We start from the raw sequence: 26,229 nt of genomic DNA, 5'->3' as shown, positions 1-26,229 counted from the left end.
ATGCGGCGGCCCGATACACATACCATCAGGAGACAGCAATGAGCATCAAACGCAAGATATGGGCGCTGCCTGTCGTCTCGGCCGTGATTTTCGGGTTGGGGCTGGCCGTCAGTGCCTACCTGTCTACGGCCGCGCTCAATTCCATCCACGCCACCGAAAGCGCCGACTATCCCGTGCTAGACCTGGCCAAGTCGCTGACGCTGGACGTGGCCGCCGTCGGCGATGGCTTGCGCGACGCCGTCAGCGAAGGCGACAAGGAGCGCATCGGGCAAGTCGATGGCCAGGCCGTCAAGCTGCGCGCCAAGCTGGCCGCCTTTGCCGCCATTCCCGGCCAGCGCGAGCAAGGCCAGCGTCTGACCAAGGAATTCAATGCCTACTATGCGCCGGCGCTGAGCGCGGCGCGCATCATGCTGGAAATGGAAGAGGGCGACCCGCAAGCGACCGTGACGCGCATGCAGGGCGCGCTGGCGGTGCTCAATACCGACCTGGCCAAGACCAACGAACAGGCGCAAGCGCAATTCAAGCAGGGCATCGAGCGCAGCGCGGCGAATGTGCGTCATGCCCTCAATACCAGCATCGCCGTGGCGCTGGCCGTCATTGTTTGCCTGGCGGCCGTGTCGCACTTTGTCGTGCGCGCCATCTGGCAGCAACTCGGCGGCGAGCCGGAATATGCGCGCCAGATCGCGCGCGCCGTGGCCGATGGCGACCTCTCGATGGAGATATTCACCGAGGCGGGCGACCAGGCCAGTTTGCTGGCAGCGCTGAAGGAGATGCGCGGCCGGCTGGCCGGGATGGTGTCCGGTATCAAGGCTTCCGCCGAAACTATCCAGGTGGCCAGCGCGGAAATCGCGCAAGGCAATGCGGACCTGGCCGCGCGCACCGAGTCGCAGGCCGGTAGCCTGGATCAGACGGCGCGCAGCATGGACAGCCTGACCTCCACCGTGCGCGACAACGCCGCCAACGCGGGACAGGCGCATGAACTGGTGCTGTCGGCATCCTCGGTCGCCGTGAAGGGCGGGCAGGTGGTCAGCCAGGTGGTCACCACCATGGGCGAGATCAACGATTCATCGAAACGCATCGTCGACATCATTGGCGTCATCGACGGCATCGCCTTCCAGACGAATATCCTGGCCTTGAATGCGGCCGTGGAAGCGGCGCGCGCGGGCGAACAGGGACGCGGCTTTGCCGTGGTGGCATCCGAAGTGCGCAACCTGGCGCAGCGCAGCGCGGCAGCGGCGCGCGAAATAAAGCAATTGATCGGCGATTCGGTCGCCAGGGTGAATGTCGGCTCGAAGCTGGTCGACGAGGCGGGGCTGACCATGGGCCAGATCGTCGATTCCGTGAAAAAAGTTGCCGACATCATGGCCGAGATCAGCGCCGCCAGCCAGGCGCAGAGCGCCGGCATCGGCGACATCGGCGTGGCCATCGGCAGCATGGACCAGATGACGCAGCAAAACTCCGCGCTGGTGGAAGAAGCGTCGGCGGCGGCTGAATCGCTGCAGGAACAGGCCGTGCAACTGGGTACGGCGCTGGCCGTGTTCAAGCTGGCGCAGGGCGGCGCTGTGTCGGATTACGCGCAAGGCGCTAATCCGACCTACCTGGCATTGCGCTGATGTTGGAATACGCACTACGTGCCTCGGCGGCCCCGCTAATCCGACCTATCTGGCAGTACGGTAGGTTGGATTAGCGCAGCGTAATCCAACACCCGGCTTATGCGCTCAAGCCGAACGGATCGTCGATGCTGTGCGCCGGCTGCGTGAACCAGCGCGGACCGTCTTGCGTCATGTAGAAATGGTCTTCGTGGCGGATGCCGAATTGGCCGGGGATGCAGATCATCGGCTCGTTCGAGAAGCACATGCCCACGGCCAGCGGCGTCGTGTCGTTGCCCACCAGGTAAGGCCATTCGTGGATATCGAGGCCGATGCCGTGGCCCGTGCGGTGCGGCAGGCCCGGCAGTTTGTAGCCGGGGCCAAAGCCATCGGCTTCCAGGGATACGCGGGCGGCGCGGTCCACATCGCCGCAGGGCACGCCCAACTGCGCGGCGGCGAATGCAGCAGCTTGGGCTGCCTTTTCGCTATTCCACACGCTGCGCTGGCGTTCGCTGATGGCGCCAAACACATAGGTGCGCGTGATGTCGGAGATGTAGTTCATCACCTGGCAGCCCGTGTCGATCAGCACCGTGTCGCCCGCCTTCAGGGTTTGCACGTAGTTCACGCCATGCGGATAGGCTGTCGCTTCGCCGAACAGCACGATGCAAAAATACGAGCGGGGTGCACCCACCTTGCGGTGTGCGCGCTGGATGAATTCCTCTACTTCCACCGTCGTGATGCCTTCGTACAGCATGCTGGCCGTGGCCACGTGCACGGCCAGGGTCATGTCCATCACGCGCTGCATCAGGGCGATTTCCGCCTGTGACTTGCGGCTGCGGCAGTATGCGGTGACGGCGCGCGCGTTTTCCAGCGCATAGCCGGGGGCCAGCGGCTTGATGCCGTCGTAAATGAAGACGGCGGCGCTTTCGCAGAGGCCCACGCGCGGCGGTTGACTTGCGTCCTGGGCGATACCCATGCGCGCCAGCACGTCGACGAACAGCTGGTATGGGCTCTCATGCTCTTCCCAGCAATTGACACGGCCCTCGATGAGCATGAAGCCTTGCAGGGTGCTTTCCTCAAAGGCGGGTGCGATGTATTCGATCTCGCCGCTGGCCGGCAGGATGGCGCCCACCATGCGTTCGCTGGCATACCATTTGGTGCCCGTGAAATAGGTGAGGTTGGCGCCCGCGTTCAGGTAGATGGCGGCGATGCCCTGCTCGCGCATGAACGCTTGCGCCCTGGCGATGCGCTGCGCATGTTCGTCCTTGCCGATGGCGACCATGCCGTCCGTCATGTCCGACAGCGATGCCAATGCCTGTTCGATGGAAGTGCCACCTATGCTCATGCCTGCTCCTTTGCGCTATGCTGAATATGGAATGCGGGCATGATATCAGTTCGCGCCTTTCGGTTTGAGTCCCGGCGCGCCGCCGGCGGCATCGGGTTGGGCCAGCACCAGGTCGTGCGGATACGTGAATTGCCAGTCCGCGTAGCGCTGCTTGCGGCGCAGGCTGGCGTCTTCGTCGAGAAAATTGTCCTGCTTGATGGGGATCTGCGGCGACAGCGAATGGATGCCGACGATGCGTCCCTCCTGCCGCAGCAGGCCCCATTCCGCCTTGCCCGTGACGGGGTCCGTATACAGACGGCGCAAGTGCCGCCGGGCGTTGGCAAAGCGCGGGTCGCGCAGCAGTTCCTGCAAGGTCAAGGGATAGCGGGGCCGCCCGTCTGCCGGCGTGCTGTCGTAGTAGCGGCCCAGCGCGTTGCGGAATTCATGGCCGATGAACAGCAGCTCGCGTTCCTTCTCGCGCCGCGCGGCCGTGGCATGCAATTGGCTGGCCAGCACCAGACCCACGCCCATGAAAGCCACCAGCATCAGTGTCCAGATGTACGCGAAGCCCCGTGCGCGGCGTCGAAAATCAGAGCTGCTCAAAGGGGATGCCCTCGCGCGTCTTGCCCTTGGCGCCACTGCGCACGTCGGCCACGCCGCCGATCTCGCCATTCGGCGAAGGGATCAGCTGCCAGGTGGTGGCGGACTCCGTGACGGGATCGAGCGGTACGCTGCGGAAGTAATGGTGGGTCACCAGGTCGGCCAGCGCGGCCGGATACTCACCCTTGTCGGCATAGTATTTATCCAGGCCGCTTCTGAGCACTTGCAGGTTTTCCTTCAGCGCGACTTCCCTGGATTTTTCCACCGAGCCGAAATAGCGGGGAATGGCGATCGTCAGCAGCAGCGAGATGATCGCCAGTACCACCAGCAGTTCGACCAGCGTAAAACCGCGCTGCGGGGATGAATAGGGCATCGAGGTCACCATTGATTGAGCGGCACGCCGTTCAGGCCTGCCTTGGTCGAGCGCGAGGCGACGTCGAACACGTCCTCGCCTTCGCTGGGATTGTCGGGCGGCGAGGCATAGGCGCGCTTGCTCCAGCTGTCGGCGGCGCTGCCGTCTTCCTTGGGCTGGAACGGGTCGCGCGGCAGGCGGCGCAAAAAATAGATGTTCTGCTTCGAGACGCTGCGCTGGTCGGGCACCCCCTCGACCAGTTCATCGAGTTTTTTCGGATAGCCGGATGCGCCCAGCGACAGCTTGATGCGGCCATTGTCCGAGGCGCGCTTGTAGGCGTCGATCGCTTCGCGTATCTCGATCAGGGCGCTGCGCAATTGCTGTTCCTTCGCCCTCTGCAGCGCCACTTGCGCCATCGGCACGGCCACCATGGCCAGGGTCGCCATGATCGCCAGGGTGATCATCAGCTCGATGAAGGTAAAGCCTTGCTGCTTCACTGGCCACCCTTGACCGTGGCCCTCTCGCCCGCCGCCGGCGCCTCGTCGCCGCCCGTCATGGGCGAGCCGCTGCGCGGGGTGGCTTGCTCGGGCGTGGCGATAGCCTCAGGGCCGCCGCCGCCCACGCTGGCGCGGCCACCCACGGACGCCTCGGTGCCCGAGTTGAATTCGGCCGTCATCAGGTCCGGGCGGCGGATGCTGCGCAGCAGGCGCGGCGTGATCGACAGCACGATCTCGCTGCGCATGGCGTCGTCCTTCTGGCTGCCGAACAGACGGTTCAGCACGGGCAGTTCGCCCACGCCGGGCACCTTGTTGGCCGTGCCCCGGTCTTCGTCGCTGATCAGGCCCGCCAGCACCTGCGTTTCGCCATCCTTCAGTCGCAGCACCGTGGAAGCGCTGCGCGTGCCGATCTGGTATGCCTGCGTGCCCGTCTTGCTGATCACTTCCTTGACCACGTTCGACACTTCCAGGTTGATCTTGATGGCTACCTCGTCGTCCAGGTAGACGTTCGGTTCGACGTCGAGCTTCAGGCCCACGTCGATGTAATTGACGCTGTCGGAACTGACGCCGTTATTCGTCGTGACGGTAATGACGGGCACGCGGTCGCCGATGAGGATCTTGGCCTTTTCCTTGTTACGCACGCGGATGCGCGGGTTGGCCAGGATATTGCTGTCGCTATCGGTCTTGTTGGCGTTCAGGGTGACGCCGCCGATGCCCAGGTTGATATTGTCGCCATTGATGCGGTGCAGGTCGGCCACCTTCAGGCCGCCCAGGCCTCCCGTGCTACCTGCAATGCCGGCCAAGGTCAGGCTGGCCTGGTCAGGCCAGCGCACGCCCAGCTCCATCAGGCGCGTGCGCTTGACTTCCAGCACTTCCACTTCCAGCATCACTTCCGGGTCGGCCAGGTCTTGCACATTGATGATGCGCTCGGCCATGCGCACCATTTCCGGCGTATCGCGCAGCATGATGATGCCCAGGCGTTCATCGGTGACGACATCCTTGGCCTTGAGCAGGGTCTTGATGGAAAACGCCACCGTCTTGACGTCCGCATTGGCGAGAAAGAAGGTGCGTACCACGAGCTGCTGGTAATCCTTCACCTTTTGCGGCGTGTTCGGGTAGATCGTGATCGACTTGTCGCTGGTGACGCTTTGCTCCAGCTGGTTGGCGCCCAGCAGCATGGCAATCGCTTCTTCGATGCTGGTGTCGCGCACGGAAATGGTGGCGCGCAGGGCGGGGTCGACTTCCTTGTCGAAGACGAAGTTCAGTCCCGACACCTTGCTGATGAAGTCAAACACGGAGCGTAGCGGCGCATCGCGAAACTCCAGCGTCACGGGTTTGCGGTAGGCGGCCGCCAGCTTGCCGCCGGCCGGCCGGGCGCTGGCCTGCGCGTCGCCGATGCGGCTTTTCAGCGCCAGCGCTTCGCGCTGCGCGGGGCGTTCCTGCAGCACCTGGCGCAAGGTTTCCTGCGCCTGCGCGATATTCGCTTCGCCGCCGCGCTGATAGCTGGCCTGCGCTTCCTGCACCAGCTTGCTGTGCCGCTCATCCTGCGCCACGCCGGCCAGGCCCCGTTGCGCCACGTCATTGCTGGCGTCCAGCGCCAGCGCCTGCCGGTACTGCGCTTGCGCTTCGGGCAGCTTGCCCTGCTGGCGCAGCGCCTCGGCGCGGCCATTCAGCTTATTCAGCGCGCGCATCCTGCCGTTGGTGACGGCGATGCGGTACTTGGCGTTGGTCGGCTCGGCGTGCGCCGCCTGTTCCAGCAGGGCCAGGCCCTGTTCCGTGCGGCCCGCGCCCAGCATGGCCTGGCCATCGTTATAGGCCTGGTTGCCGGCACAGGCGGCCAGCAGGGATAGCAGAGGGAGCAGGGCGAAGGTGCCTGACATGCGTGATGCGCGTCGTTTCAATTGAGGTCCCCTACGGCGAGTGTCTGTTTCAGGTTGAGCGGCAGATAGGTAAATTGCAGGGCGCCCTGCACCACGCCGTCGAAGCGGTAGCGCTCTTCGAGCGTGTCGCCAGGCCGCGCCACCACGTTGCGTTCGCCCGCTTGCAGGAAGTAGGCTGCCTTGCCTTCGTCGACGAAGCGGCCGAGGAATTGAAAGGGCAGTGGTGGCGGCGCGTTTGCATCGACGGCGGCGACAGTTCGCGTGGCCTGCGCCGCCTGCTGGTCGAGCATGATTTTTTTCGGCGTCTCCGGCTGCCAGCTTTGCTTGGCGAACAGGGTGGCCGCTTCCTCGTCCTCAAGCGCCCGGCGTGGATGGATGGCCAGCGCGCGATCGGCTTGCGCAGCAACAGTGGCTGCAGCGAGAGGCGCAACAGCCACCCGTTCCACCTGGCGCGTGGTGGCCGTGGCTGGCCCCACGATGCTGCCCTCATCCTCGGGGGCAAAGAGGGCGGCCAGCAAGGTCGCCACGGCGGCGCCTCCCAATACGGCTTTTTTCATCGGCGTACCTCCGCCTTCTTCACCAGCAAGATGAACTGGATGCGCGCGTCGATCTCGCCCGCCTCGATCTGCTCGCGCTTGAAGAGCACGGAGTCGAGGGTCAGGGTGGGCAGCGCTTGCAGGGCGTCGACGATAAAGGTTTGCAGCTGCGCGTATTCGGCCTTCACGGGCAGGGTGATCTGATAGCGCAAAAAGGCCGTGTTGCCGTCTTCCTGCGGCTTGTAGTCCGCCTTGGCCAGGGTGACGCCGCTCTTTTGCGCCACTTCCAGCAAGGCCTTCAATTGGTCGGGAATGCTGTCATGCGCGGGCAGGTAGGCGTGAAAGGCTGCCAGGCTGTCCGCATCGGCATCGAGCGTGATGGGTGCCGGCAGCAGCGCCGACTGTCTGGCAGCTGTGGCCAGTTGCGCCGCCAATTGCTGCTGGCGCGCGTCCAAGGCATCGCCCTGCTGCACGGCGAAAGCGGCCAGCGCCAGGCAGGTCGCACCTATGACGCTGGGCCAGCCCACGATGCGCCACAGCCGCTGCGCTTGCCACTGCAGACGCGGGGGAAGGCGCAGTTGCAGGCGGGGACTGACCAGGGAAGCGTTGGTTTTTAATACGGGTTTTATTGCCGCCATTGCGCCTCCAGCTGAAAACGATACGCGTGTTCCGGCGCGTTGGCGTTCATCTCGTGCTTGAGCAGATACACGGAGCTGAACATGGGTTGCTGGTTCAGGAAGGCCAGATAGTTGAGCATGTCCTGCGGCGTTTCCGCCTCGGCGGCGATCTTCAGAACGCTGGCGCCATCCTGTCCCTGCTGCGCATTCAGGTCCAGTCCCAGGAGCGCCACGCGCACGTCGCGCGGCGCCTGCACCGTCCTGACCAGGCGCGTGACGGGCAGGTTGAGCTGGCGCACGGCGGCTGCCACCTGTTTCAGTTCGAGGTCGCGTTCACGCTGCTGGCTGACGGACAAAGGCGCGCGCACGGGACGCGCGGGCTGCAACTGCGCCAGTTGGGCTTCCAGGCGCCGCGTTTCCTGCGCCTGCACCAGCCAGTACACGGCAGCCGGCAGCAGCATCAAGCCGCCCGCCAGGCACAGGGCCAGGCGCCAGCCCTTGAAGGTCTGCTTTGCTCCGGGCGGCAGGAATTCCAGGCGGCTCAGGCCCATGCCGCCTCCCGCATCAGGTGCGCGGCGCCAGCCACGGCGAGGGGCACGAAGCGTTCTGGCACCTCCGCTTGCGGCACGCCGCTCAAGTCGAGCAGCGCCACCTGTTCGATGGCGTCCAGCTGCGGCGCGCGCAAGTTCCAGCGCCGCCAGGCGCTATCCAGTTCCTCGCCCCAGGCGGCGCCGCAGGACTGGCTGTGCAGGGCCGTGATGCGCCCGCCGCTGGTCGTTGCCAGCAGCAGCCGTCCCGCTTCCACCAGGGCGAAGGCGGCAGGTTTGCTACCGGCAGGCTTGCCGCCAGCGATGCTGCGCCAGGCCGGTCCGACGATGGGTTCGATGGACAGGCAGCGCCGGCCATGCGCGGCCGCCGCGTCCTGCACGCCTTGCAGCAGGGCCGCATCGATGCCGCAGGCCAGGCGCGGCTTACCGTAAGGCGCATCGTCGGTAGCCAGGCGCCAGGCGCGCGCGCCATCGCCGTAGACGGCAGCGAACTGACTATGCAGGAAGCGCTGTGCGCTGCTCCGCTCGAGCAGGGCGCCGCTCCACGGCACCATCAGCATGGCGCACCAGCGGCTGGCCAGGCTAACGGCGAGCGGCAGTTTTTTGCCGCCATCCTGTTCGAGCCAGCCGCGCAGGGCGGCCAGCGCCACTTCCCAGCTGGCGTCGGGATTGGGAATAGGCAGGTGGAAGGCGCTGTCGGGCAAGGGACGGCCGGCGCGGCGCAGCACGCCGTGCAATCCATGCGGCGCCAGGTGCAGGCACAGGGTGGCGCGGGTAACACGTTCAATAAGTGACACGATTGAGCTCCGCTAAAGTGGTTTCGCCGCGCCGCACCAGGTCCAGGCCCGCTTCGCGCGCCAGGCGAAAGCCGTTGCGCGCCGCCTCTTCCTTCATCTGGCTCAGGGGCGCGCGCGTGCAGATCATTTCGCGCATGGCGTCGCTGAGCATCAAGACCTCGGCGACGGCCTTGCGGCCCTTGTAGCCGGTGCCGCGGCAATGGCCGCAACCCTTGCCGGCCATGAATTGCCAGTCCTGTACCTGGTGCAGGGCCAGCCCGCTGTCGCGCAGCTGCTGCGCATCGGCCAGCACCTCGGCGCTGGCGTCGACGGCGCAATGGGCGCAATTGAGGCGCAGCAGGCGCTGCGCCACGATGCCGTTCAGGGCTGCCGCAAAGCTGTAGGCATCCACGCCCATGTGCAGGAAGCGGCCCACCACATCAAAGACGTTGTTCGCATGCACGGTGGTAAACACCAGGTGGCCCGTGAGCGCGGCTTGCACGGCGATTTGCGCCGTTTCATCGTCGCGGATCTCGCCGATCATGATCTTGTCTGGGTCGTGGCGCAGGATGGAGCGCAGGCCGCGCGCGAACGTCAGTCCCTTCTTTTCATTGACGGGGATCTGCAGCACGCGCGGCAGCCGGTATTCGACGGGGTCTTCGATGGTGACGATCTTGTCGCGTCCCGTGTTGATTTCCGTGATGGCCGCGTACAGGGTGGTGGTCTTGCCCGATCCCGTGGGCCCCGTTACCAGCAGCATGCCGTGCGGCTTGGCGGCCAGGCGGCGTATTTGCTCGATGGCGTCCTCGTTCAGGCCCAGGCTTTCCAGGCGCAGCGCCTGCGCCGCTTCCGTCAGCGCACGCCGGTCCAGCAGGCGCAGCACGGCGTCTTCGCCAAAGATATTGGGCATGATGGAGACGCGAAAGTCGATCTCCGCCCCTTTGACGCGCACCTTGAAGCGGCCATCCTGCGGGATGCGCCGCTCGGCGATATCGAGGTCGGCCATGACCTTGATGCGCGAGATGATTTGCTCGGCCATCTGGAGCCCCTGCACCTGGCCCGCCTGCACCAGCACGCCGTCGACGCGGTATTTGATGACCAGGCTGGCCACGTCGCATTCGAGGTGGATGTCGCTGGCCTGGAATTTCAGGGCATCGTAGATGGTGGAATTGACCAGTTTCACCACCGGGCTGCTGTCCTCGCTGATGCGAATCAGGGAAATGTCCTCGATGCTCTGGTCGAGTCCCGGCACATCGTCACCGTGCTGCATTTCCTGCATCGCCTGCTGCACGCTTTCCTGCTGCAGCAAATAGGCGGCCAGGTCGTCCGGGTGCGCCAGCGCCACCGTGAAGGGCGTGGACAGGGCGAAGTCGGCCCACTGCAGCAGGTCTTCGGCAAACGGGTTGCCGATGATGAGCACGGGCGGCGCGCCGGGAACACCCGGCTGCAGCAGCACGCAGTCGCGCTGGGCGCAATCGGTATAGGTCAGCAGGGCAAAGGCGGGCAAGGCGGCTTGCAGCTCGGCCATCGTCCAGGCCGGGTAGCGGAACAGGGCGGCCAGCTGGCGCAAAAAAACTTCGGGCGGCAAGGCCGCCGTTTCCTGCAGCACGGCCATCTGCGGGCGGCCCTGTTCCAGCGCGCTGGCGTGGGCCCGGCGCAGCATGGCGGCATCGAGCACGGTGCGTTCCTCGTCGCGTGCGTTCATGACATGAACTTCAAGATAAGCTCCCGGCCAGTTCAAAGATCGGCATGTACATCAGCACCACCACGCCGCCGATCACCACGCCGATGATGGTCATCAGCAGCGGCTCGAGCAAGCGCGACGCCCAGTCCACCCAGCGGGCGAATTCCTCGTCGTGGAACTTGGCCGAACGTTCCAGCATGTCGCCCAGGCGGCCCGTGTTTTCGCCCACTTTGAGCAGCGATTGCGCCACCGGCGTGGCCATGCCGGCGTGTTCCAGCGCGGTGGAAAACGGCATGCCTTCCTGTACCGCGCGGCGCGCCTGCGCCAGTTGCTCCTGCTGCGCCGGCAGCAGCATGGGTGCCACCATGGCCAGCGCCTTGTGCAGCGGGATGCCCGCGTGCAGCAGCAGGCTGAGAGCCCGGTAGAAGCGGGCCAGGCGGAATTCCGCCGCCTTGTCCACCAGCACGGGCAGGCGCAAGAGGCGCAGCAAGAGGGCCTGGCGCATGGCGCGGTTGGCGATGCCGAACACCACGGCGGCCACGCTGGCGGCGAGCGCCGTGGCGCACAGCAGCGGATGCGCGGCCAGGGTTTGGCCAAAACCGAGCAGCATCTGCGACATCCACGGAATCTCGCGCCCCGAGCTTTCGTAGACGACGCTGAACTTCGGTACCACGTAGCCGAGCAGGAACAGCGTGACCAGGCCGCCGACGACGAGCAGCATGCACGGGTAGATGGCGGCCGAAATGAGTTTTTTGCGGATGGCGTCGAATTGCAGCTGGTAGCCGACAAAGCGCGCCAGCGCCTCGGGCAGGTTGCCCGAGCGTTCGGCCGCGTGCACGGTGGCGATATAAATGTCGGGGAAGATGTCGGGGAAACCGGCCAGGGTGTCGGAAAAGCTTAGCCCCTGCTGCAGGGTGAGCACGATGGCGGCCAGCGTGGCCTTGGCGCCGGTGCGCGTTTCCTTGTTATGCAGGGTGGCCATGGCCTCGCCCAGGTTCAGGCCCGCTTCGAGCAGGGCCAGCAATTCCTGGCTGAATTGCAGCAGGGGCAGTCCCTGCTTGCCGGGACGCAGCGCGACGCCAGTGTCTGAGGTGGCGCCAGCGTCGACGGCCAGCACGCGCCAGCCACCGCGCACGGCCGCGCGGATCGCCTCGGCCTCGCTGGCGGCGTCGATGGCCAGCGCCTGGCTGCCCGCCGGACCCTGCACCTGGAGGTGGAACTGCATCGCCGGCTCAGGTGAGCAGGGCGACAGAAGTGGACAGGGACAGACTGCCAGGGAGGCAGGTGCGTGCGGTCAAAGTAGGCATCGGTCAGGAACCATCCAAAAGAAGTTCAATTCGTCGCGGGTACCGGCAGCAGCAAAATGCAATCACTGCCTCAGGGTAGACTGGAATTGCCAGAAAATCAATCGTGCGGTGTTGCATGCGCGGGCAAGCCCTTGTATCGATGGCTTGCCCGCAGGTTCAGCCGCTTACTGGGTGACCAGGCTGACCTTGTCGATCACGAACGAGGTTTGCAGCGAGGCGTCCTCGGTCGCGGCAAATGACAGTTGCACGTTCTGGCCCTTGTAGGCGATCAGGTTAAACGTGCGGATCTGGTAGCCGGCCGCCTTGTTCACGTTCGAGTACGAGGCCAGGGTGCCCAGCACCGTGCCGGCGCTGTTCTTCACGGTGACGATCAGCTTGTCGTACACGGTATTGCCCGTTTCCGCCGTGTCGATATGCAGCGCGAAGCTCAAGCTGGCGGAGGTGGCCGCGGCCGGAATGGTCACGCTTTGCGTCAGCGCTTCGCTGGCCGTGGCGCCATTACCGCCCAGCCAGGCATACTGCGTGCCTTCATACGCGGCTTGCCCCGAAAACGTGCCGATGGCGCCCGTGGTGCCGCTCCAGCCCGTGGCACCCGCTTCAAAGCCGCCGTTCGTCACGCGTTCGGTGGCGCTGTTGGTGCCCACCGTCAGCGTGGCGTTGTTCGACGTGGCCGTCACGGCGGGCGAGGACGAATCCGTCACCGTGGCCTTGAAGACGGCACCGCTGTCAGCCGCCACAGTGGTGAAGCTGTAGGCGGGCGAGGTGGCGCCGCTGATCACGGCGCCGTTGCGGTACCACTTGTAGGTGTACGGTGCCGTGCCGCCGCCCGCGCCCACGGCGAACGAGGCGGTGGCGCCCGGTGTGACGGTGATGCTGGCCGGCTGGCTGGTGATGCTCACCGCGCCGCCCGTGGTCGATTCATCGACGTCGGTACCGACGTTGATGGCCGCATACGCGCGCTTGACGGCAATCGCCTCGGCGCTGCCCACGCCATACAGTTCCTCGGCTGCCTGCAGCACCTTGTTACGCGCATCGGCGTAGTTGGTCGACGAGGTGAACTTGGTGGTGGCGGCCTTGAACCAGATGCGGTAAGCCTTGTCGCTGCCGATACCGGTCATGGCCAGCGGGCTCTTGTTCAGGTAGGAGCTGTAGTAGTCGCTGCTGGACGTGGAATTCGAGCCTTGCGACAGGAAGTAGAACATGCGGTTGTTCGGGCCGCTGCTGTAGTGGACGTCGAGGTTCTTGATGGTGCTGCTCCACGCATTCGGGCTGCTGCCATCCTTGCTCGGCTTGTACAGCCAGCGCAGCGGCTGGCCATTCTTGGCGATTTCCTTGCCCGTCATCCAATCGTTGCCCGTGTTGGGAATGCTGGTGCCCGTGCCGCCGGCGCGTGCATACGCTTCGACCATTTCGCCGGCGATGTCCGAGCTCGATTCGTTCAAGCCGCCGGACTCCTGCGAGTAGATCAGGCCCGAGGTGGCGTCCGTGATGCCGTGGCCCATTTCATGGCCGATCACGTCGATGGAACCGAGGTTGTTGAACGAGCTGCCGCCGTCGCCGATGTACATGCATTTGCAGCTGCTGTCGTAATAGGCGTTGTCGTAGGCCGTGTTGACGTGGGCGGCGATGTGGGTGGCCGTGTTGTTGCCGTCCAGGCTGGACCAGCCCAGCACATTCTTGTGCGTGTCGTAGGTGTTCATCAGGCCCCACATTGCGTTCACGGCCGCCGTCTGGCCGTTGGCGTTGGTGGTGCTGCCGCCGTTGATGTACTGCTGGCCGTCGCCCCAGGTATTGCTGGTGCTGCTGTACACGCTGCCCGAGGTGGTGCCGTGGTTGGCATTCGTGATGGCCATGCCGCCGAAGCTGCCGCCCGTGCCGCGGCTGGGGTCCTTCATGGTGTAGGTGCTGCCCGTGAGCGTGGTGTTGAGCGGTACCTGTCCGTTGTACTGGCTGTTGCCGATGCCGGCGACGGTTTTCAGGGCTTTCCATTGACGCAGGATACGGCCATCTTTGGCACTGACGATGGTGTCGTAGTAGACCGGCTTGTTACCGCTGATCATGCGCGTCTGCACCAGGTAGGCCAGCTCGTAGTGGTCGACCACGTCCTGCACGTCGAGGGCGTTCAGGGCGGCTTCCGATTTGTTCTCGGCGCCTGCCACGCGCACCGTTTTCATCACGGGGTAGATCAACAGTTGCGCATGTGGCGGTACATGGTCGACGGCCGGCACGCCGATGCTTTTCACGGCGGCGGCGATGGCGGCGGCAGCGCTGACGGCCGGCGTGGTGTCGATATCGGTGGTGGCGCTGCGCGTGACGGCATTGACGCCGCCGCTACCGAGGCCGGAAGCGCGGTCCGACACGGATTCGCTGACGATGTCGCCGGCGCTGTTGCTGACCACCACCGTCTCGGAACCGAAGACGGGCAAACCCTTGTAGGTGTGCTGTACGCGGCTCACGCGCGTGCCGCTGACGCCCGGATGCTGGGCGCCGACGGCAAAGCCATGTTCGGTATTCAGGCCGCGGCTGCGCGCCTGCGCGGCCAGCTTGTTGACCAGGCTGGCGTTCTCTTGTGGAGAGGCCAGGGTGACCGGGGCAGCCATCAGGGGTTGTGGCAGCGGCGTGGCGGCATCGGCCGTGGTGGCCATCAGCGGCAGGGCGGCGATGGATGCGGCAACTATCGTCAAACGTAAATTCATTTCTGCTCCATGGTATCGGTTAAGGAAATGGTGAATGAGCTGGCCGCGATGCCTGATGGCCACCCCGGCGTGCCTGGCGACGGGCGGATAGCCTGCCGTTTTGTGGTGGCATGACGCCGGGTAGGGGGACACTAAACTTGTCGAGATCGCCATGTCAAAAAATTCAAGAAATGGGTCACTATGCGAATTTTTGTTAAGAATTGAACATTTATCGGTGCTGCATCATCGCAAAGTTTGATTTATCGCAAGCTGCAAATTTTGTTTTGGACCAGTTCCCTCAATGACGTGTTCTGTTGGAAAAACACTGTTGCATTTTCTAAATGTTGCGATCTACACTAACTCTTCGCGTTGTCCCCATTGGCGCACGCGAAGACAAAAAAGCGCACGCGGCAATGACCGCGTCCAGATACAGCGCATCGGGAAAAAATCAGGAGTTTCACATGACATCAGTTCTGTTTTCTGCTGTTGGTTTCAACCATTTCCCCTCTGGAGCGGCATTCATGCTGCATCCGCCTTCCTAGCCGCCGCTATCCGGCTCCTCCCCCTGCGACGGGGGCATTTCAGCGAGTCCGACCGCGCCGCCCGGCGTGGCCACTGGCGCAGTGCATTCTTTTTTCAGGAAGGGTTGCCGGCTCCTGGTGCGTGCACCGGAATCACCGGCCCGAAGAACTATGCTTTCGATAGCGACTAAAGTGGAACAGATCGTGATGGAATCGGCGTTTCTCAGCGAGGGACTGGGCCGGGGCTTGCTCAACTTGTCGGAACTGGCGCGCCAGCTGCAGCCACAATTGCAGAGCGACCTATGGAAACCGGTGGGGCAGGCTGCCGTGGTGATGGCGCTGCGCCGCCTGGCCGAACGGATGCCGCAGCAGAAAAACGGCGAGATCGTGCTGGTGCACCGCGCGGGCGAACTGTCCACGCGCAGCGAATTGATGATTTTTACTTACCGCTATTCCGACCAGACGTATGCCTGCCAGCGCCAGTTGCTGGCGCTGGCCGCACCCCAGCGCGGTACCTTCATCACGGTCACGCGCGGTGTCAACGAGGTGATGGTGATCTGCAGCCGTTCGCTGCATGCGCTGGTGGAGGAGGTCTTTGGCGGCGAGCAGGAACTGGCGCGCCTGGAGCGGGTGACGGCCGTGACCTTGCACCTGGCGCCCGAAACCTGCTATACGCCGGGCGTGTATCACGCCATCCTCAAGCGCCTGGCCTGGGAGCGTATCAATTTGATCAACATCATCTGCACGTATACGGAGCTGACCCTGCTGCTGGAGGCGTCGCAGACGGGGGCCGCCTTTTCCGTGCTGTCGAAAATCGTCGCGCAATGAAAAACGCCCCGCTGCAGTGATGCGGCGGGGCGCTGGCTGGACGGAGCCCGTCTATTTTTCCAGCTGCGCACGCACGCGGGTGATCGCGGCGCGTACCTGGCGTGGCGCGGTGCCGCCCACGTGGTCGCGCGCGGCAACGGAGCCTTCCAGGGTCAGCACCGCAAACACGTCTTCGCCCGTCAACGGGGAAAACGCGCGCAGCTGCTCGAGCGACAGGTCGGCCAGGTCGCAACCAGCGTCGACGCAGGCGCGCACGGCCAGGGCCACCGCTTCATGGGCATCGCGGAACGGCAAACCTTTCTTGACCAGATAGTCGGCCAGGTCGGTTGCCGTGGCATAACCTTGCAGGGCTGCCGCGCGCATCGCTTCCGGTTTCACCGTGATGCCGCCGGCCATGTCGGCGAAGATGCGCAGGGTGTCGATGACGGTATCGACGGTGTCGAACAGCGGTTCCTTGTCTTCCTGGTTGTCCTTGTTGTAGGCCAGCGGCTGGCCTTTCATCAGGGTCAGCAGGCCAATCAGGTGGCCATACACGCGGCCTGTCTTGCCACGGGCGAGCTCGGGCACGTCGGGGTTCTTCTTTTGCGGCATGATCGACGAGCCGGTGCAGAAGCGGTCGGCGATGTCGATGAAGCCGATGCGTGGGCTCATCCAGATCACCAGTTCCTCGGCCATGCGCGACACGTGCATCATCAGGACGGCGGACGCGGCGCAGAATTCGATGGCGAAATCACGGTCCGACACGGCGTCGAGCGAGTTGTGGCAGACGTCGTCGAAGCCCAGCGTCTTGGCCACGCGCAGGCGGTCGATGGGGAAGGTGGTGCCGGCCAGGGCGGCGGCGCCCAGCGGCAGGCGGTTGACGCGCTTGCGGCAGTCGGCCATGCGCTCGGCGTCGCGGCCGAACATTTCAACATACGCCAGCATGTGGTGGCCGAAGGTGATCGGCTGGGCCACCTGCATGTGGGTAAAGCCCGGCATGATGGTGTCGGCATGCTGCTCGGCCAGGTCCGTCAGCGCGCTGCGCAACGTCGCCAGCAGGGCCGTGATGTCGTCGATGGCGGAGCGCACGTACAGGCGGATGTCGGTGGCCACCTGGTCGTTGCGCGAACGGCCCGTGTGCAGGCGCTTGCCCGCATCGCCTACCAGTTCGGTCAGGCGCTTTTCAATATTCAGGTGGACATCTTCCAGGTCCAGCAGCCATTCGAACTGGCCGGCGGCGATTTCCTGCGAGATTTGCGCCATGCCGCGCACGATTTCCGCGTAGTCGGCCGGGCTGATGATGGCTTGCGCATGCAGCATTTCCGCATGGGCCAGCGAACCTTCGATGTCGAACAGCGCCAGGCGCTTGTCAAAAAATACAGAAGCTGTGTAGCGCTTGACGAGGTCCGAGACCGGTTCGGAAAACCGGGCCGACCAGGCTTCGCCCTTTTTGGAGAATTGATCAGTCATGAAAGAAGTCCTTTAGTGTAGGGCGATTATAAACAAGGTTGGCCTGCGGTAGGGCTTTTAGGGGCTTGCAGGGCGCTGAAATGGCCAGGAATGGGGCTGGCACGCGTCAAATGCCACGGCGCGGGCGCTGTTGCGCGTTCCATCCGGGCTTTTTGTATTCTGTCCCGCAAATCGTGCGTTTTGTCGCAATCCGATGGCAGTTCGGGGGTGATCAGCCTACAGTTCAATCATCGCAGGACAAACAGCAACGCCCCTCAACCTCAAGGAAAACATCATGAACATCGCTAAAAACATGGAAGCCATCTTCGTTGCCATCATCGCCATCGCCGCCGCCACCAGCCTGGCGACCGCCGCCGTGCCGAAATTCCGCGCCGCGCCAGCCCCCATCGTTGCCAGCGCCGATCAAGTCACCATGCACACCGTGTATGTCAGCGCCAAGCGTTTGAGCGCAGAAGAAAAAGCTGCCCTGTAAGCGCGGCCAGGCAATGCAGGCAGTACGTAAGATATTCACAGCAAACAGCAGTACCGCATCACGGACAGTCAGGACGGGTGGCGCCCCCGCTTCTTTCCAGCCCTGGTGACAGCAGCAGAAAAAAGACCGATGATCGTGTTTTCAACGATAGCAAGGCCTGTGCAATGCCACCTCTGATGATCAGTACCGACAAGGCGGAACTCGACGTTCCAGCCATCCACCATTTTCTCAGCACGCAATCGACATGGGCCATCGGCATTCCGCTGGCCACGGTACAGCGCGCCATCGACCATTCGCTGTGTTTTGGCGGCACGCTTGATGGCCGCCAGGTGGCGTTCGCCCGCGTGGTCAGTGACTACGCCACGTTTGCCTATCTGGTCGACGTGTATGTGCTGGAAGAATACCGCGGCCGTGGCTACAGCAAGCGCCTGATGGAAGCCGTGATGGCACATCCCGACTTGCAGGGTTTGCGCCGTTTCATGCTGGCCACGAGCACTGCGCACGGCCTGTATGCGGACTACGGTTTTACGCCGCCCCTCAGGCCGGAGGCGCTGATGGAGCGGTATGTGCCGGACATCTACCAGCGCTGACTGGCTTACTGCCAGTGCATCAGGCAGGGAGGAATCAGCAGCAGCAGCGCCAGCACCAGGTAAATCAGCTGCAGCGGGATCATCCACTTGGCCCAGGTAATCCACGGCACGCGCGCCAGCGCCAGCACGCCGACGGTGATGCCGGAGGTGGGGATCATCGGCGTGGTGAATTCGCCGAACTGGAAAGCCAGAATGGCCGTCTGGCGCGTCACGCCCACCAGGTCGGCCAGCGGCGCCATGATGGGCATGGTCAGCGCGGCCTGGCCGCTGCCGGAATGGATGAAGAAGTTGATCACCGACTGCATGAAGAACATCTTCTGCGCGGCAAAGACGGGGCTTGACGACGCCACCAGGGGCGTGAGCGCATGCAGCATGGTGTCGATGATCTGCGCATCGCGCGCCAGGATCATGGTGCCGCGCGCCAGCGCGATGACGAGTGCCACGCTCACCATGTCGCGCGCGCCCTGCACGAAAGACGCTACCAGGCTGTCCATGTCGAGCCGGCCGACCAGGCCGACGACAATGGCCATGACCAGGAACAGGGCGGCGATTTCATCGATGAACCAGTCGTACTTGACGACGCCGACGACCATCGTCAGCAAGGTCGCCATGAAAATCCACAGCACCGCGCGGTGCGTGCGGGTCATGCCGGCAAAGCTGTCCAGGTCCATCGAATGCTCGCTGCGCTTTTCGATATCGAGCAGGTAGGTCGGGCTTTTTTCCGGATGGCGCTTGATACGCGCCGCGTACCACATCAAAAACACGATGCTGACCGCCGTGGCGATGGCCCACACGATCAGGCGGTAGCCGATGCCGGAAAAGATCGGCACGCCGGCGATGCCCTGCGCGATGCCGACGTTGAACGGGTTCAGGAAGGCGGCGGAAAAACCCACCTGCGAGCCGATGAAAGGAATCGACACGCCCGTGATGGTGTCATAGCCCAGCGCCAGCGCCAGCGGCACGAAGATCAGGATGAAGGGAATCGCTTCCTCGTTCATGCCGAAAGTGGCGCCGCCGAGCGAGAACATGGTGAAAAACACGGGGATGATGGCGGCGCGCACGAAGCGCGAACTGGTGTGCGCCTTGGCGATGGCCTTGATCAGCGAATCGAAGGCTTCGGTTTTTTGCAGCACGGCGAAGGCACCGCCGACGATCAGGATGAAGCCGATGATCAGGCTGGCGTCGACGAAGCCCTTGATGGGCGCCATCATCAGGGCGGCGAGTCCCTGCGGCTTGTTGTCCACGTAGTGAAACGTGCCGGGGATGATCAGCTGCTTGCCGTTGACCAGCTGTGTATCGAATTTCCCGCCCGGTACCAGCCAGGTGGCCAGGGCGATCATGGCCAGGATGCCGCACAGCAGGACGAAGGTATTGGGGAGCTTGAATTTTCTCATGGGTGACATTTATTGGCTCAGCAGGCTGCCGCCGCGGAAGGCGACGGCGCCGGCGACCTTGCCGACGTTCATGCCGCGCAAGACGTGGCGGTGGGCGCTGCGCGCAAAAAAGACACCGGCAACCGTGCAGCGCAAGGTCGTCGTCTCGCCGCTGACAGGGTCGATCAGGTCGGCCACCGCGTCACCGGCGGCCAGCACCTCGCCCATTTCGCGCAGATACACCAGTACGCCGTGATGCGGCGCGAGGATTGGTTCCACGCCGGCCAGCGGCGTGGGAACGCATTGCGGCGCGGGAAGGTCGTCGCCGGCGCCGTCGATCTCCAGCACGCCCTCGATGGCGAGAAAACGCAGCAGGGCGGTGGCGTCGCGCTCGGCCAGGGCGTAGCTCACTTCCACTTCGCCGCGCAATTCGACGGTGGTCGACAGGCAGGCGGCGGGAATCGGATAGCGGCCTTGGAAGTGCGCATCGAGGTCCCACCACAGGCGGCTGCAGGCTTCGTCGAATGGCTCTTCACCGGCCGCCAGTTCCAGCAGCACGGCGCGCGCGCCCAATAGCGCCGACAGCGGCGCGATCTGCGCCGCCAGCGGCGTACCTGTGTAAATGTGCAGGGCGGCCTCGTTATCGCAATGCAGGTCGAGCACGATGTCGGCGTCGATGGCCATGCCCAGCAAGGTCTTTTTCAGCGTTTCCGCATCCGTGGACGGCCGCCAGGCGGCGACGGCGGCGCGTGCATGCTCGCGTATCAGGGCCACATTGGCTTGCGCATCCTGTCCCAGCCGGCCATCGAGCGTGCTTTTCAGTTCATCGGCCACATGGCGGTAGGCGCGGTTGAAGTTGATGCCGGTGGTCAGGTCGAAGCGGCCGAACGGCGCGCCATGGATGGCTTGCGCCAGGCCGATGGGATTGGCGGCCGGCACCAGGATGATTTCGCCGTGGAGCTTGCCCGCCGCCTCCAGCGCCAGCAGTTCGCGGCGCAAAAATTGCGACACCAGCATGCCCGGCACCTCGTCTGCGTGCAGCGCCGCCTGGATATACACCTTCTTGCCGCTGCGGCTGGTGGCCGCCGCAGTGCCAAAGTGAAAGCTGCTCAACTGGCAGGATACGCTGGCGTGCGCGGTGGAGATGGGATGCTGTTGTACTTGCATGGTGAATTCGCCCCAAAACGGGGCGCGGTTGATGGATTTCGGTCGATTATGTAGCAATATTTTCACGAAGTAAATCAATGAAAATCCTTTTACAAATATTTGTTGAATTTTCTTTTTGATATGAGTAGAGTAAGTTCCAGCGACCCGTTTTCGCCTTCCGCCAGTGATCCGCAGTGCCCAAGAATACAGGCCGCCAGTGATATGAAATCGTCCGCCAGTCCTGCCCGTAACAGCTCTCGCACGCCAGTGGCCATCGCCCTGTCGTCGCCCGATGCCGCCTTCGCGCAATCGCCGCTGGGGCAGGCGCTGATGCACGTGCTGGCCCGCGGCTCGGCGTCGCAACGGCAGATCGCCGATTACCTGCTGCGCAACCAGATGCGTGTGACGGCGCTGGGCATCGAGGAACTGGCCGACAGCTGCCAGGTATCGACGGCCACCATCAGCCGCTTCGCGCGCGACATCGGCCAGAAGAATTATTCGGCCATGCGCGGCGCCATGGCCGAAACCCTGCAATCGCTGTTGCAGCCAGTCGACAAATTGCGCCGCACGATACAGCGGCGCGCGCGCACCACGTCGCCCATCACGGAAAGCCTGGAATATGCGGCCGCGAATATCGCCGCCACGTCCGATGCCCTGTCGCCGCACGCCATGCAGGCCGTGGTGCACCGCCTGACGCGCGCCAAGGTGGTGTATGTGATGGGTTTTGGCCTGTCGGCCAACCTGGCAGGCATGCTGGTGCAGCATCTGCAGCCGTTTTGCCCGCATGTGGTGGAAGTGGTGGGCATCGGCGGTTCGGAAGTGGCGGCCGGGCACCTGGTCAACCTGACGGCGCAAGACGTGCTGGTGGTGATCTCGTTCCCCCGTTACACGCTCGATTGCATCGGCCTGGCCAGCTTCGCGCGCGACCGCGGCGCCTGCATCGTGGCGCTCACCGACTCTCCCGCATCCCCCCTGGCCGAACTGGCCGATCATGCCTTGTATGCGCAAAGCACGCATCCCGTCCTGCCCAGCAGCGCCAGTACGGCACTGGCCATGATCGAGGCGCTGGCCGTGGCGCTGATGGTGTCGAACAAGAAGAACGTTGAAAAAGCGGCCCGCCTGAGCGAAGTCATCGCCGCCTATCTGTACGGCGGCGAGCATGGCGTGCCAGGACCCCGGAAAGCAGTATCCAGGCAGCGCAAGGCAGTGCAAAAATTATGATAAAAATCAGATATATTCCATCGGGGAGAGTTGCAATGTACATGAAAAGACAAGATGGCGGTTCCGTATTGCCGCGCGAGTCGGTGCTGGCGCAAGGCGTGCGCCTGGCGCTGGGCGCCTTGAGCGTGTCGGCGGCGCTGGGCATGCTGGCAGGCGCCGCGCAGGCGCAGGAGCAGGACGGCGAAGCGGGGCAGAAAAAAATGCAGCGCGTGGAAATCACTGGGTCCGCCATCAAGCGGCTGGAATCGGAGACGGCGCTGCCGGTGCAGATCATCACGCGCGCCGAGATCGACAAGGCGGGCGTGACGACGGCGGCCGAGCTGATGGCGCGCGTGTCGGCCAATGTGGGCGGCCTGACCGATGGCGCCAGCATCAATATCGGCGGCGACCAGCGCGGCTTCAACAGCGCCAATCTGCGCGGCGTAGGCACTTCGTCCACACTGGTGCTGCTCAATGGCCGGCGCATGGCGAACTTTGCCTCGCCAGGCGACGATGCGGGCGTGGACCTGAATAACATTCCCGCCGCCGCCCTGCAGCGCGTGGAAGTACTGCTCGACGGTGCATCGGCCCTGTACGGCACGGACGCCATCGGCGGCGTCATCAATTTTATTACGCGCAAGGATTACCAGGGCGTGGAGCTGAACGTCTACGGCAGCGGCACGCAGGAAGGCGGTGCCGGCAAGCGCACGGCCAGCATCACGGCCGGCACGGGCGACCTGGTGGCGGATGGCTACAATATCTTTGCCGTGGTCGACTTGCAAAAAACGGACCGTCTGCGCTCCTCGCAGCGCAAGTTCATTCCGAACCTGCAGATTCCGCAGCGCCTCGGGCATTTGCTGTCGAACTTTACCAGCCCGGCGAATATCCGCCTGTCGAACGCCCAGCGCACGGAATTGCAGAAAAACGGTTTCCTGCTCAATGGCCAGCCGATCACCAACCGCCAGATCAATTTTGCGATTCCGAACTGCGCGCCGCCGGCCAATCTGTACCTGCCGAACGGCACGGGCGGCGTCGATGCCTGTACCTACGATTACATGGGCGACACGGAGCTGTATCCGAAGACGGACAAGCAGAACCTGCTCACGCGCGGCGTGCTGAAGCTGAATAACGATCATCAGTTGTATGCGGAAGTGGCGCTGAGCCGCTCGCGCAGCTATTACGTGGGCTCGTCGGCGCGCGTGACCGGCTACCTCGATTACAGCAAGGTGCCGCAACTGGTCAATGCCGGCTTCGATACGGCGGTCGATGAAGATGGCGACCCGGTAGGGCGCGAACTGGAACTGCGCATGCGCCTGAACGAGGCGGGCATGCGCACCAGCCAGCTGACCAGCGAGAGCCAGCGCTTCGTGGTGGGCGCCACCGGCACCCTCGCCGGCTGGGATTACGACGTGGGCTTGAATCACAGCGTCAACGTCGTCAAGGACCGCGATACGCATGGCTACGTCCTGTACGACAAGCTGCTCGAGGGTATCGCCGCTGGCGACATCAATCCTTTCGGCCCGTCCAGCGCGAAAGGCCGGGCGCTGCTCGACAGCATCCAGATCGACGACGAGGTGCGCCATGCACGCGGCACCATGGATGGGGTGGACTTCAAGGCTTCGCGCGCACTGATGGCCCTGGGCGGCGGCGACATGGCGCTGGCCCTGGGCGGCGAAGTGCGGCGCGAACGCACCGAGTTCCGTCCATCGGCATTGCTGATGAGTGACAATATCAACAACGATGCGGCACCGGAGGGCGGCAAGGGCACCAGCGACAGCCGCAATGTGCAAGCCATCTACGGCGAATTACTACTGCCGTTGACCAAGCAATGGCAGGCGCAGTTGTCTGGCCGTTATGACCATTACGAGCGGGTGGGCGGCGCGCTCAGCCCCAAGGTGGGTCTGACCTACATGCCCAGCAAGCAGGTGCTGATGCGCGCTTCGGCCGGCAAGGGTTTCCGCGCACCGTCGATGTCGGACCTGCACCGTCCCACGGTCTACAGCAGCACGGCGACCTTGCCCGATCCCGTGCTGTGTGCAACCGTGGACAATAATTATGCCGATTGCGCGCTGAACTGGGACACGCGCCGCTATAGCAACGACAAGCTGAAACCGGAGCGCAGCCGCCAGTTCTCGGCCGGTCTGGTGCTCGAGCCGAGCCAGCACTGGACCTTCAGCTTTGATTACTGGAACATCAAGCGCATGGACCTGATCAGCGAAATCGGTGACGATATCATCTTGGGCAACCTGGGCAAGTACGGCGACCTGGTGCACCGCGACGAAGACAATGAAATCGACTATATCGAGCTGCGCAAGGAAAACCGCGGCGCGCAAAAAGCCTCGGGCATCGATATCACAGCCGACTTGCATGGCGTGAAAACGGCGTGGGGGCGCTTCGGCGGCCACCTGAGCGGCACGTATGTGCTCGATTCGAAAATCCAGACCAGCCCTGGAGAGGATTTCATCAGCAACCTGAATGCCTTCGTCACGGACGGCGTGGTGCAGCGCTGGCGCCATACGATCACCCTCGACTGGGACAATGGCCCGTATTCGGCCAGCCTCTCGAACACGTACTCGAGCGGCTACCGGGACCAGAACTCGGCCATCAACACGGATGACGGCAGCGTCGTCAAAGCGAACCGGGTGAAGGCGTACACGCTGTGGGACATGTCGGGCGCATATGCCGTCAGCAAGCAGTTCAAGCTGCGCGCGGGCATACAGAATTTGTTCAATACCAGTCCGCCGTACTCGAACCAGGCGTACTTTTTCCTCTCCGGCTATGACCCGACCTACACGGATCCGCGTGGCCGGCGCTTCTATGCCAGCGCCAATTACAGCTTCAAGTAAGCAGTTTTACATAGAAGCGTGGAGATACCGCAACAACGCTGTCATATGCAGCAAGTAGTATCGTAGTTCGGGGCAGTTGGGTTGCAAGCAGCAGTGTTGGCAGCAAGGGCGCGCGCCTGTATCAACAAGTGTGCGCCACTTTCCTTGTATTCGAGAGGCACCATGAAATCATCTTCAAGCCTGTATCACACCTTCCGCGCCGCGCTGCTGTTCGCACTGGCATTGTGCAGCTTCCATGCCGTGGCTGCGCCCGGCGGCAGTGCCATCGGCAGCGCGCCGCAGGGCACCCTCGTCATCATCGGCGGCGGCCTGCGCGCCGACAATGCCGAAGTCTGGCAGCGCATCGTCAAGTTGTCGGGCGGGCCGGGCGCGCGTATCGCCGTGCTGGCATCGGCCGCGATGAACCCGGAAAAATCGGGTGAAAGCATCATCCAAAAACTCAATCAATATGGCGCAGATGCCTTTTTCGTGCCGCTGGCCGTCAAGCTGCCCAATCGCGATTACCGCAAGGCAGCCGAAGATCCGGCCATCGTCACGCAGATCAAGTCGGCCAGCGGCATTTATTTTGCCGGCGGCGACCAGGGCCGCATCACGCAAGCCTTGCTGCGCCCGGACGGCAGCCGCACGGCCGCGCTGGAAGCCATCTGGTCGGTTTACCGCAATGGCGGCGTGATCGCCGGTTCCAGCGCCGGTGCGGCCATCATGAGCACCACCATGTTTTACGATGCCAAGCCCGTGCTCGACATGCTCAAGATGGGCGTCACGGACGGGCGCGAGATTGCGCCGGGCCTGGGCTTCATCGGCAGCGATGTCTTCGTGGATCAGCATCTGCTGGTACGCGGGCGTTTTGCGCGCATGATTCCCGTGATGCTGAAAAAAGGCTATCACCTGGGACTGGGCATCGATGAAAACAGCGCCATGGTGGTCGACGCCATGCGCGACGTGGAAGTCATCGGCTACAGCGGCGCCTTGCTGATCGACCTGTCGGGCGCCATCAGCGACCGTGGCGTGAAAAATTTCAATATCAGCAACGCGGCCATCAGCTATCTGGACCGGGGCGACAAATTCAACCTCGTCACGCGCGTATTTACGCCGTCGCCGGACAAGGCCGACAACAAGCTCGATCCGAACCAGCCCGACATGCGCGAGCCTGTGTTTACCAACGATATTCTCGGCAATAACGCCGTGCTCGACCTGATGGGCAACCTGATCGACAATGCGCAGCAGGAAGCCATCGGCATCGCCTTCGGCAATCCGCGCGACCCGTATCCTGACCTGGGCTTCGAGTTCCGCTTCAGTAAAACAGTCAACAGCGTCGGCTACAGCTCGACCGAGGCGGAAGCGTATTCGGTGCTGAAGCTGCGCCTCGATATCCGCCCGATCCAGCTGCGCCAGCCGCTGTACCGCTACAAATAGGCG

General features: G+C 63.8%; 22 protein-coding genes. 7 read left to right on the top strand and 15 right to left on the bottom strand.

Features of this window, described 5'->3' with window-relative positions; all coding sequences use genetic code 11:
• The first annotated feature begins 38 nt into the window (after window positions 1-38).
• On the top strand, window positions 39-1,613 hold the full coding sequence (locus tag ACQ4WL_RS06575) for a methyl-accepting chemotaxis protein (RefSeq protein WP_436508850.1): 1,575 nt from the start codon (window positions 39-41) through the stop codon (window positions 1,611-1,613).
• A gap of 97 nt (window positions 1,614-1,710) precedes the next feature.
• Here ACQ4WL_RS06575 and ACQ4WL_RS06570 read toward each other — a convergent pair whose 3' ends face one another.
• The 12 genes from ACQ4WL_RS06570 to ACQ4WL_RS06515 form a co-directional block, all read right to left on the bottom strand.
• Window positions 1,711-2,934 (bottom strand): M24 family metallopeptidase, encoded by a 1,224-nt coding sequence (locus tag ACQ4WL_RS06570; RefSeq protein WP_436508849.1) that lies wholly within the window; start codon window positions 2,932-2,934, stop codon window positions 1,711-1,713.
• A 45-nt stretch (window positions 2,935-2,979) separates the two neighbouring features.
• Window positions 2,980-3,459, bottom strand: a complete 480-nt coding sequence (locus tag ACQ4WL_RS06565) for a type II secretion system protein (protein WP_436508847.1) — start codon at window positions 3,457-3,459, stop codon at window positions 2,980-2,982.
• A gap of 43 nt (window positions 3,460-3,502) precedes the next feature.
• Window positions 3,503-3,886 (bottom strand): type IV pilin protein, encoded by a 384-nt coding sequence (locus ACQ4WL_RS06560; RefSeq protein WP_436508845.1) that lies wholly within the window; start codon window positions 3,884-3,886, stop codon window positions 3,503-3,505.
• A 5-nt stretch (window positions 3,887-3,891) separates the two neighbouring features.
• Entirely contained in the window at window positions 3,892-4,329 is a 438-nt protein-coding gene (locus ACQ4WL_RS06555; RefSeq protein WP_436509106.1) for a type IV pilin protein, read from the bottom strand.
• A 29-nt stretch (window positions 4,330-4,358) separates the two neighbouring features.
• Window positions 4,359-6,242: a secretin GspD/PilQ domain-containing protein gene (locus tag ACQ4WL_RS06550; protein WP_436508844.1), complete on the bottom strand. Its 1,884-nt coding sequence runs from the start codon at window positions 6,240-6,242 to the stop codon at window positions 4,359-4,361.
• Window positions 6,243-6,259: 17 nt separating this feature from the next.
• Window positions 6,260-6,799: a hypothetical protein gene (locus ACQ4WL_RS06545; protein WP_436508843.1), complete on the bottom strand. Its 540-nt coding sequence runs from the start codon at window positions 6,797-6,799 to the stop codon at window positions 6,260-6,262.
• Window positions 6,796-7,416 (bottom strand): type 4a pilus biogenesis protein PilO, encoded by a 621-nt coding sequence (locus ACQ4WL_RS06540; RefSeq protein ID WP_436508841.1) that lies wholly within the window; start codon window positions 7,414-7,416, stop codon window positions 6,796-6,798. The genes ACQ4WL_RS06545 and ACQ4WL_RS06540 overlap by 4 nt, the downstream gene beginning before the upstream one ends.
• A complete protein-coding gene (locus ACQ4WL_RS06535) occupies window positions 7,404-7,946 on the bottom strand; it encodes a hypothetical protein (protein WP_436508840.1) in 543 nt (180 codons plus the stop codon). Before ACQ4WL_RS06535 ends, ACQ4WL_RS06540 begins: the two co-directional genes overlap by 13 nt.
• Window positions 7,937-8,740, bottom strand: a complete 804-nt coding sequence (locus tag ACQ4WL_RS06530; protein ID WP_436508839.1) for a hypothetical protein — start codon at window positions 8,738-8,740, stop codon at window positions 7,937-7,939. Before ACQ4WL_RS06530 ends, ACQ4WL_RS06535 begins: the two co-directional genes overlap by 10 nt.
• Window positions 8,727-10,424 carry a GspE/PulE family protein gene (locus ACQ4WL_RS06525; RefSeq protein ID WP_436508838.1) on the bottom strand — a complete coding sequence of 566 codons (1,698 nt, stop codon included), beginning with the start codon at window positions 10,422-10,424 and terminating at the stop codon, window positions 8,727-8,729. The genes ACQ4WL_RS06530 and ACQ4WL_RS06525 overlap by 14 nt, the downstream gene beginning before the upstream one ends.
• A 10-nt stretch (window positions 10,425-10,434) precedes the next feature.
• Window positions 10,435-11,628 carry a type II secretion system F family protein gene (locus tag ACQ4WL_RS06520; RefSeq protein ID WP_436508837.1) on the bottom strand — a complete coding sequence of 398 codons (1,194 nt, stop codon included), beginning with the start codon at window positions 11,626-11,628 and terminating at the stop codon, window positions 10,435-10,437.
• Window positions 11,629-11,874: 246 nt separating this feature from the next.
• Complete coding sequence (locus tag ACQ4WL_RS06515) at window positions 11,875-14,406, bottom strand: M4 family metallopeptidase (protein ID WP_436508835.1); 2,532 nt, start codon at window positions 14,404-14,406, stop codon at window positions 11,875-11,877.
• A 671-nt stretch (window positions 14,407-15,077) separates the two neighbouring features.
• On the opposite strand from ACQ4WL_RS06515, the gene ACQ4WL_RS06510 reads away from it, so the two are divergent.
• Window positions 15,078-15,734 (top strand): hypothetical protein, encoded by a 657-nt coding sequence (locus ACQ4WL_RS06510; protein WP_436508834.1) that lies wholly within the window; start codon window positions 15,078-15,080, stop codon window positions 15,732-15,734.
• Window positions 15,735-15,785: 51 nt separating this feature from the next.
• Here ACQ4WL_RS06510 and argH read toward each other — a convergent pair whose 3' ends face one another.
• On the bottom strand, window positions 15,786-17,183 hold the full coding sequence (argH, locus tag ACQ4WL_RS06505; protein ID WP_436508833.1) for an argininosuccinate lyase: 1,398 nt from the start codon (window positions 17,181-17,183) through the stop codon (window positions 15,786-15,788).
• 274 nt (window positions 17,184-17,457) lie between these two features.
• Between argH and ACQ4WL_RS06500 the strand changes: the two genes are divergently transcribed.
• Together ACQ4WL_RS06500 and ACQ4WL_RS06495 are read left to right on the top strand one after the other, a co-directional pair.
• Entirely contained in the window at window positions 17,458-17,655 is a 198-nt protein-coding gene (locus ACQ4WL_RS06500) for a hypothetical protein (RefSeq protein WP_436508832.1), read from the top strand.
• 164 nt (window positions 17,656-17,819) lie between these two features.
• Entirely contained in the window at window positions 17,820-18,245 is a 426-nt protein-coding gene (locus ACQ4WL_RS06495) for a GNAT family N-acetyltransferase (RefSeq protein WP_436508831.1), read from the top strand.
• Between the two features lie 5 nt (window positions 18,246-18,250).
• On the opposite strand, the gene ACQ4WL_RS06490 is transcribed toward ACQ4WL_RS06495, so the two are convergent.
• Entirely contained in the window at window positions 18,251-19,639 is a 1,389-nt protein-coding gene (locus tag ACQ4WL_RS06490; protein WP_426087750.1) for a YfcC family protein, read from the bottom strand.
• Window positions 19,640-19,648: 9 nt separating this feature from the next.
• Window positions 19,649-20,785 carry a succinylglutamate desuccinylase/aspartoacylase family protein gene (locus ACQ4WL_RS06485; RefSeq protein WP_436508829.1) on the bottom strand — a complete coding sequence of 379 codons (1,137 nt, stop codon included), beginning with the start codon at window positions 20,783-20,785 and terminating at the stop codon, window positions 19,649-19,651.
• Between the two features lie 201 nt (window positions 20,786-20,986).
• Here ACQ4WL_RS06485 and ACQ4WL_RS06480 point away from each other — a divergent pair, with 201 nt between their 5' ends.
• The 3 genes from ACQ4WL_RS06480 (at window position 20,987) to ACQ4WL_RS06470 (ending at window position 26,226) form a co-directional block, all read left to right on the top strand.
• Complete coding sequence (locus ACQ4WL_RS06480; protein WP_436508827.1) at window positions 20,987-21,985, top strand: MurR/RpiR family transcriptional regulator; 999 nt, start codon at window positions 20,987-20,989, stop codon at window positions 21,983-21,985.
• Between the two features lie 35 nt (window positions 21,986-22,020).
• Complete coding sequence (locus tag ACQ4WL_RS06475; RefSeq protein ID WP_436508825.1) at window positions 22,021-24,810, top strand: TonB-dependent receptor; 2,790 nt, start codon at window positions 22,021-22,023, stop codon at window positions 24,808-24,810.
• 162 nt (window positions 24,811-24,972) lie between these two features.
• On the top strand, window positions 24,973-26,226 hold the full coding sequence (locus ACQ4WL_RS06470) for a cyanophycinase (RefSeq protein ID WP_096237891.1): 1,254 nt from the start codon (window positions 24,973-24,975) through the stop codon (window positions 26,224-26,226).
• Window positions 26,227-26,229 lie beyond the last annotated feature (3 nt).

Origin of the sequence: Janthinobacterium kochi, from assembly GCF_051380715.1 — a bacterium.
Taxonomy (GTDB): Bacteria; Pseudomonadota; Gammaproteobacteria; order Burkholderiales; family Burkholderiaceae_D; genus Janthinobacterium.
The sequence above is the reverse complement of the archived record's forward strand: the minus strand, read 5'-3'. Positions and strand labels throughout refer to the sequence as shown.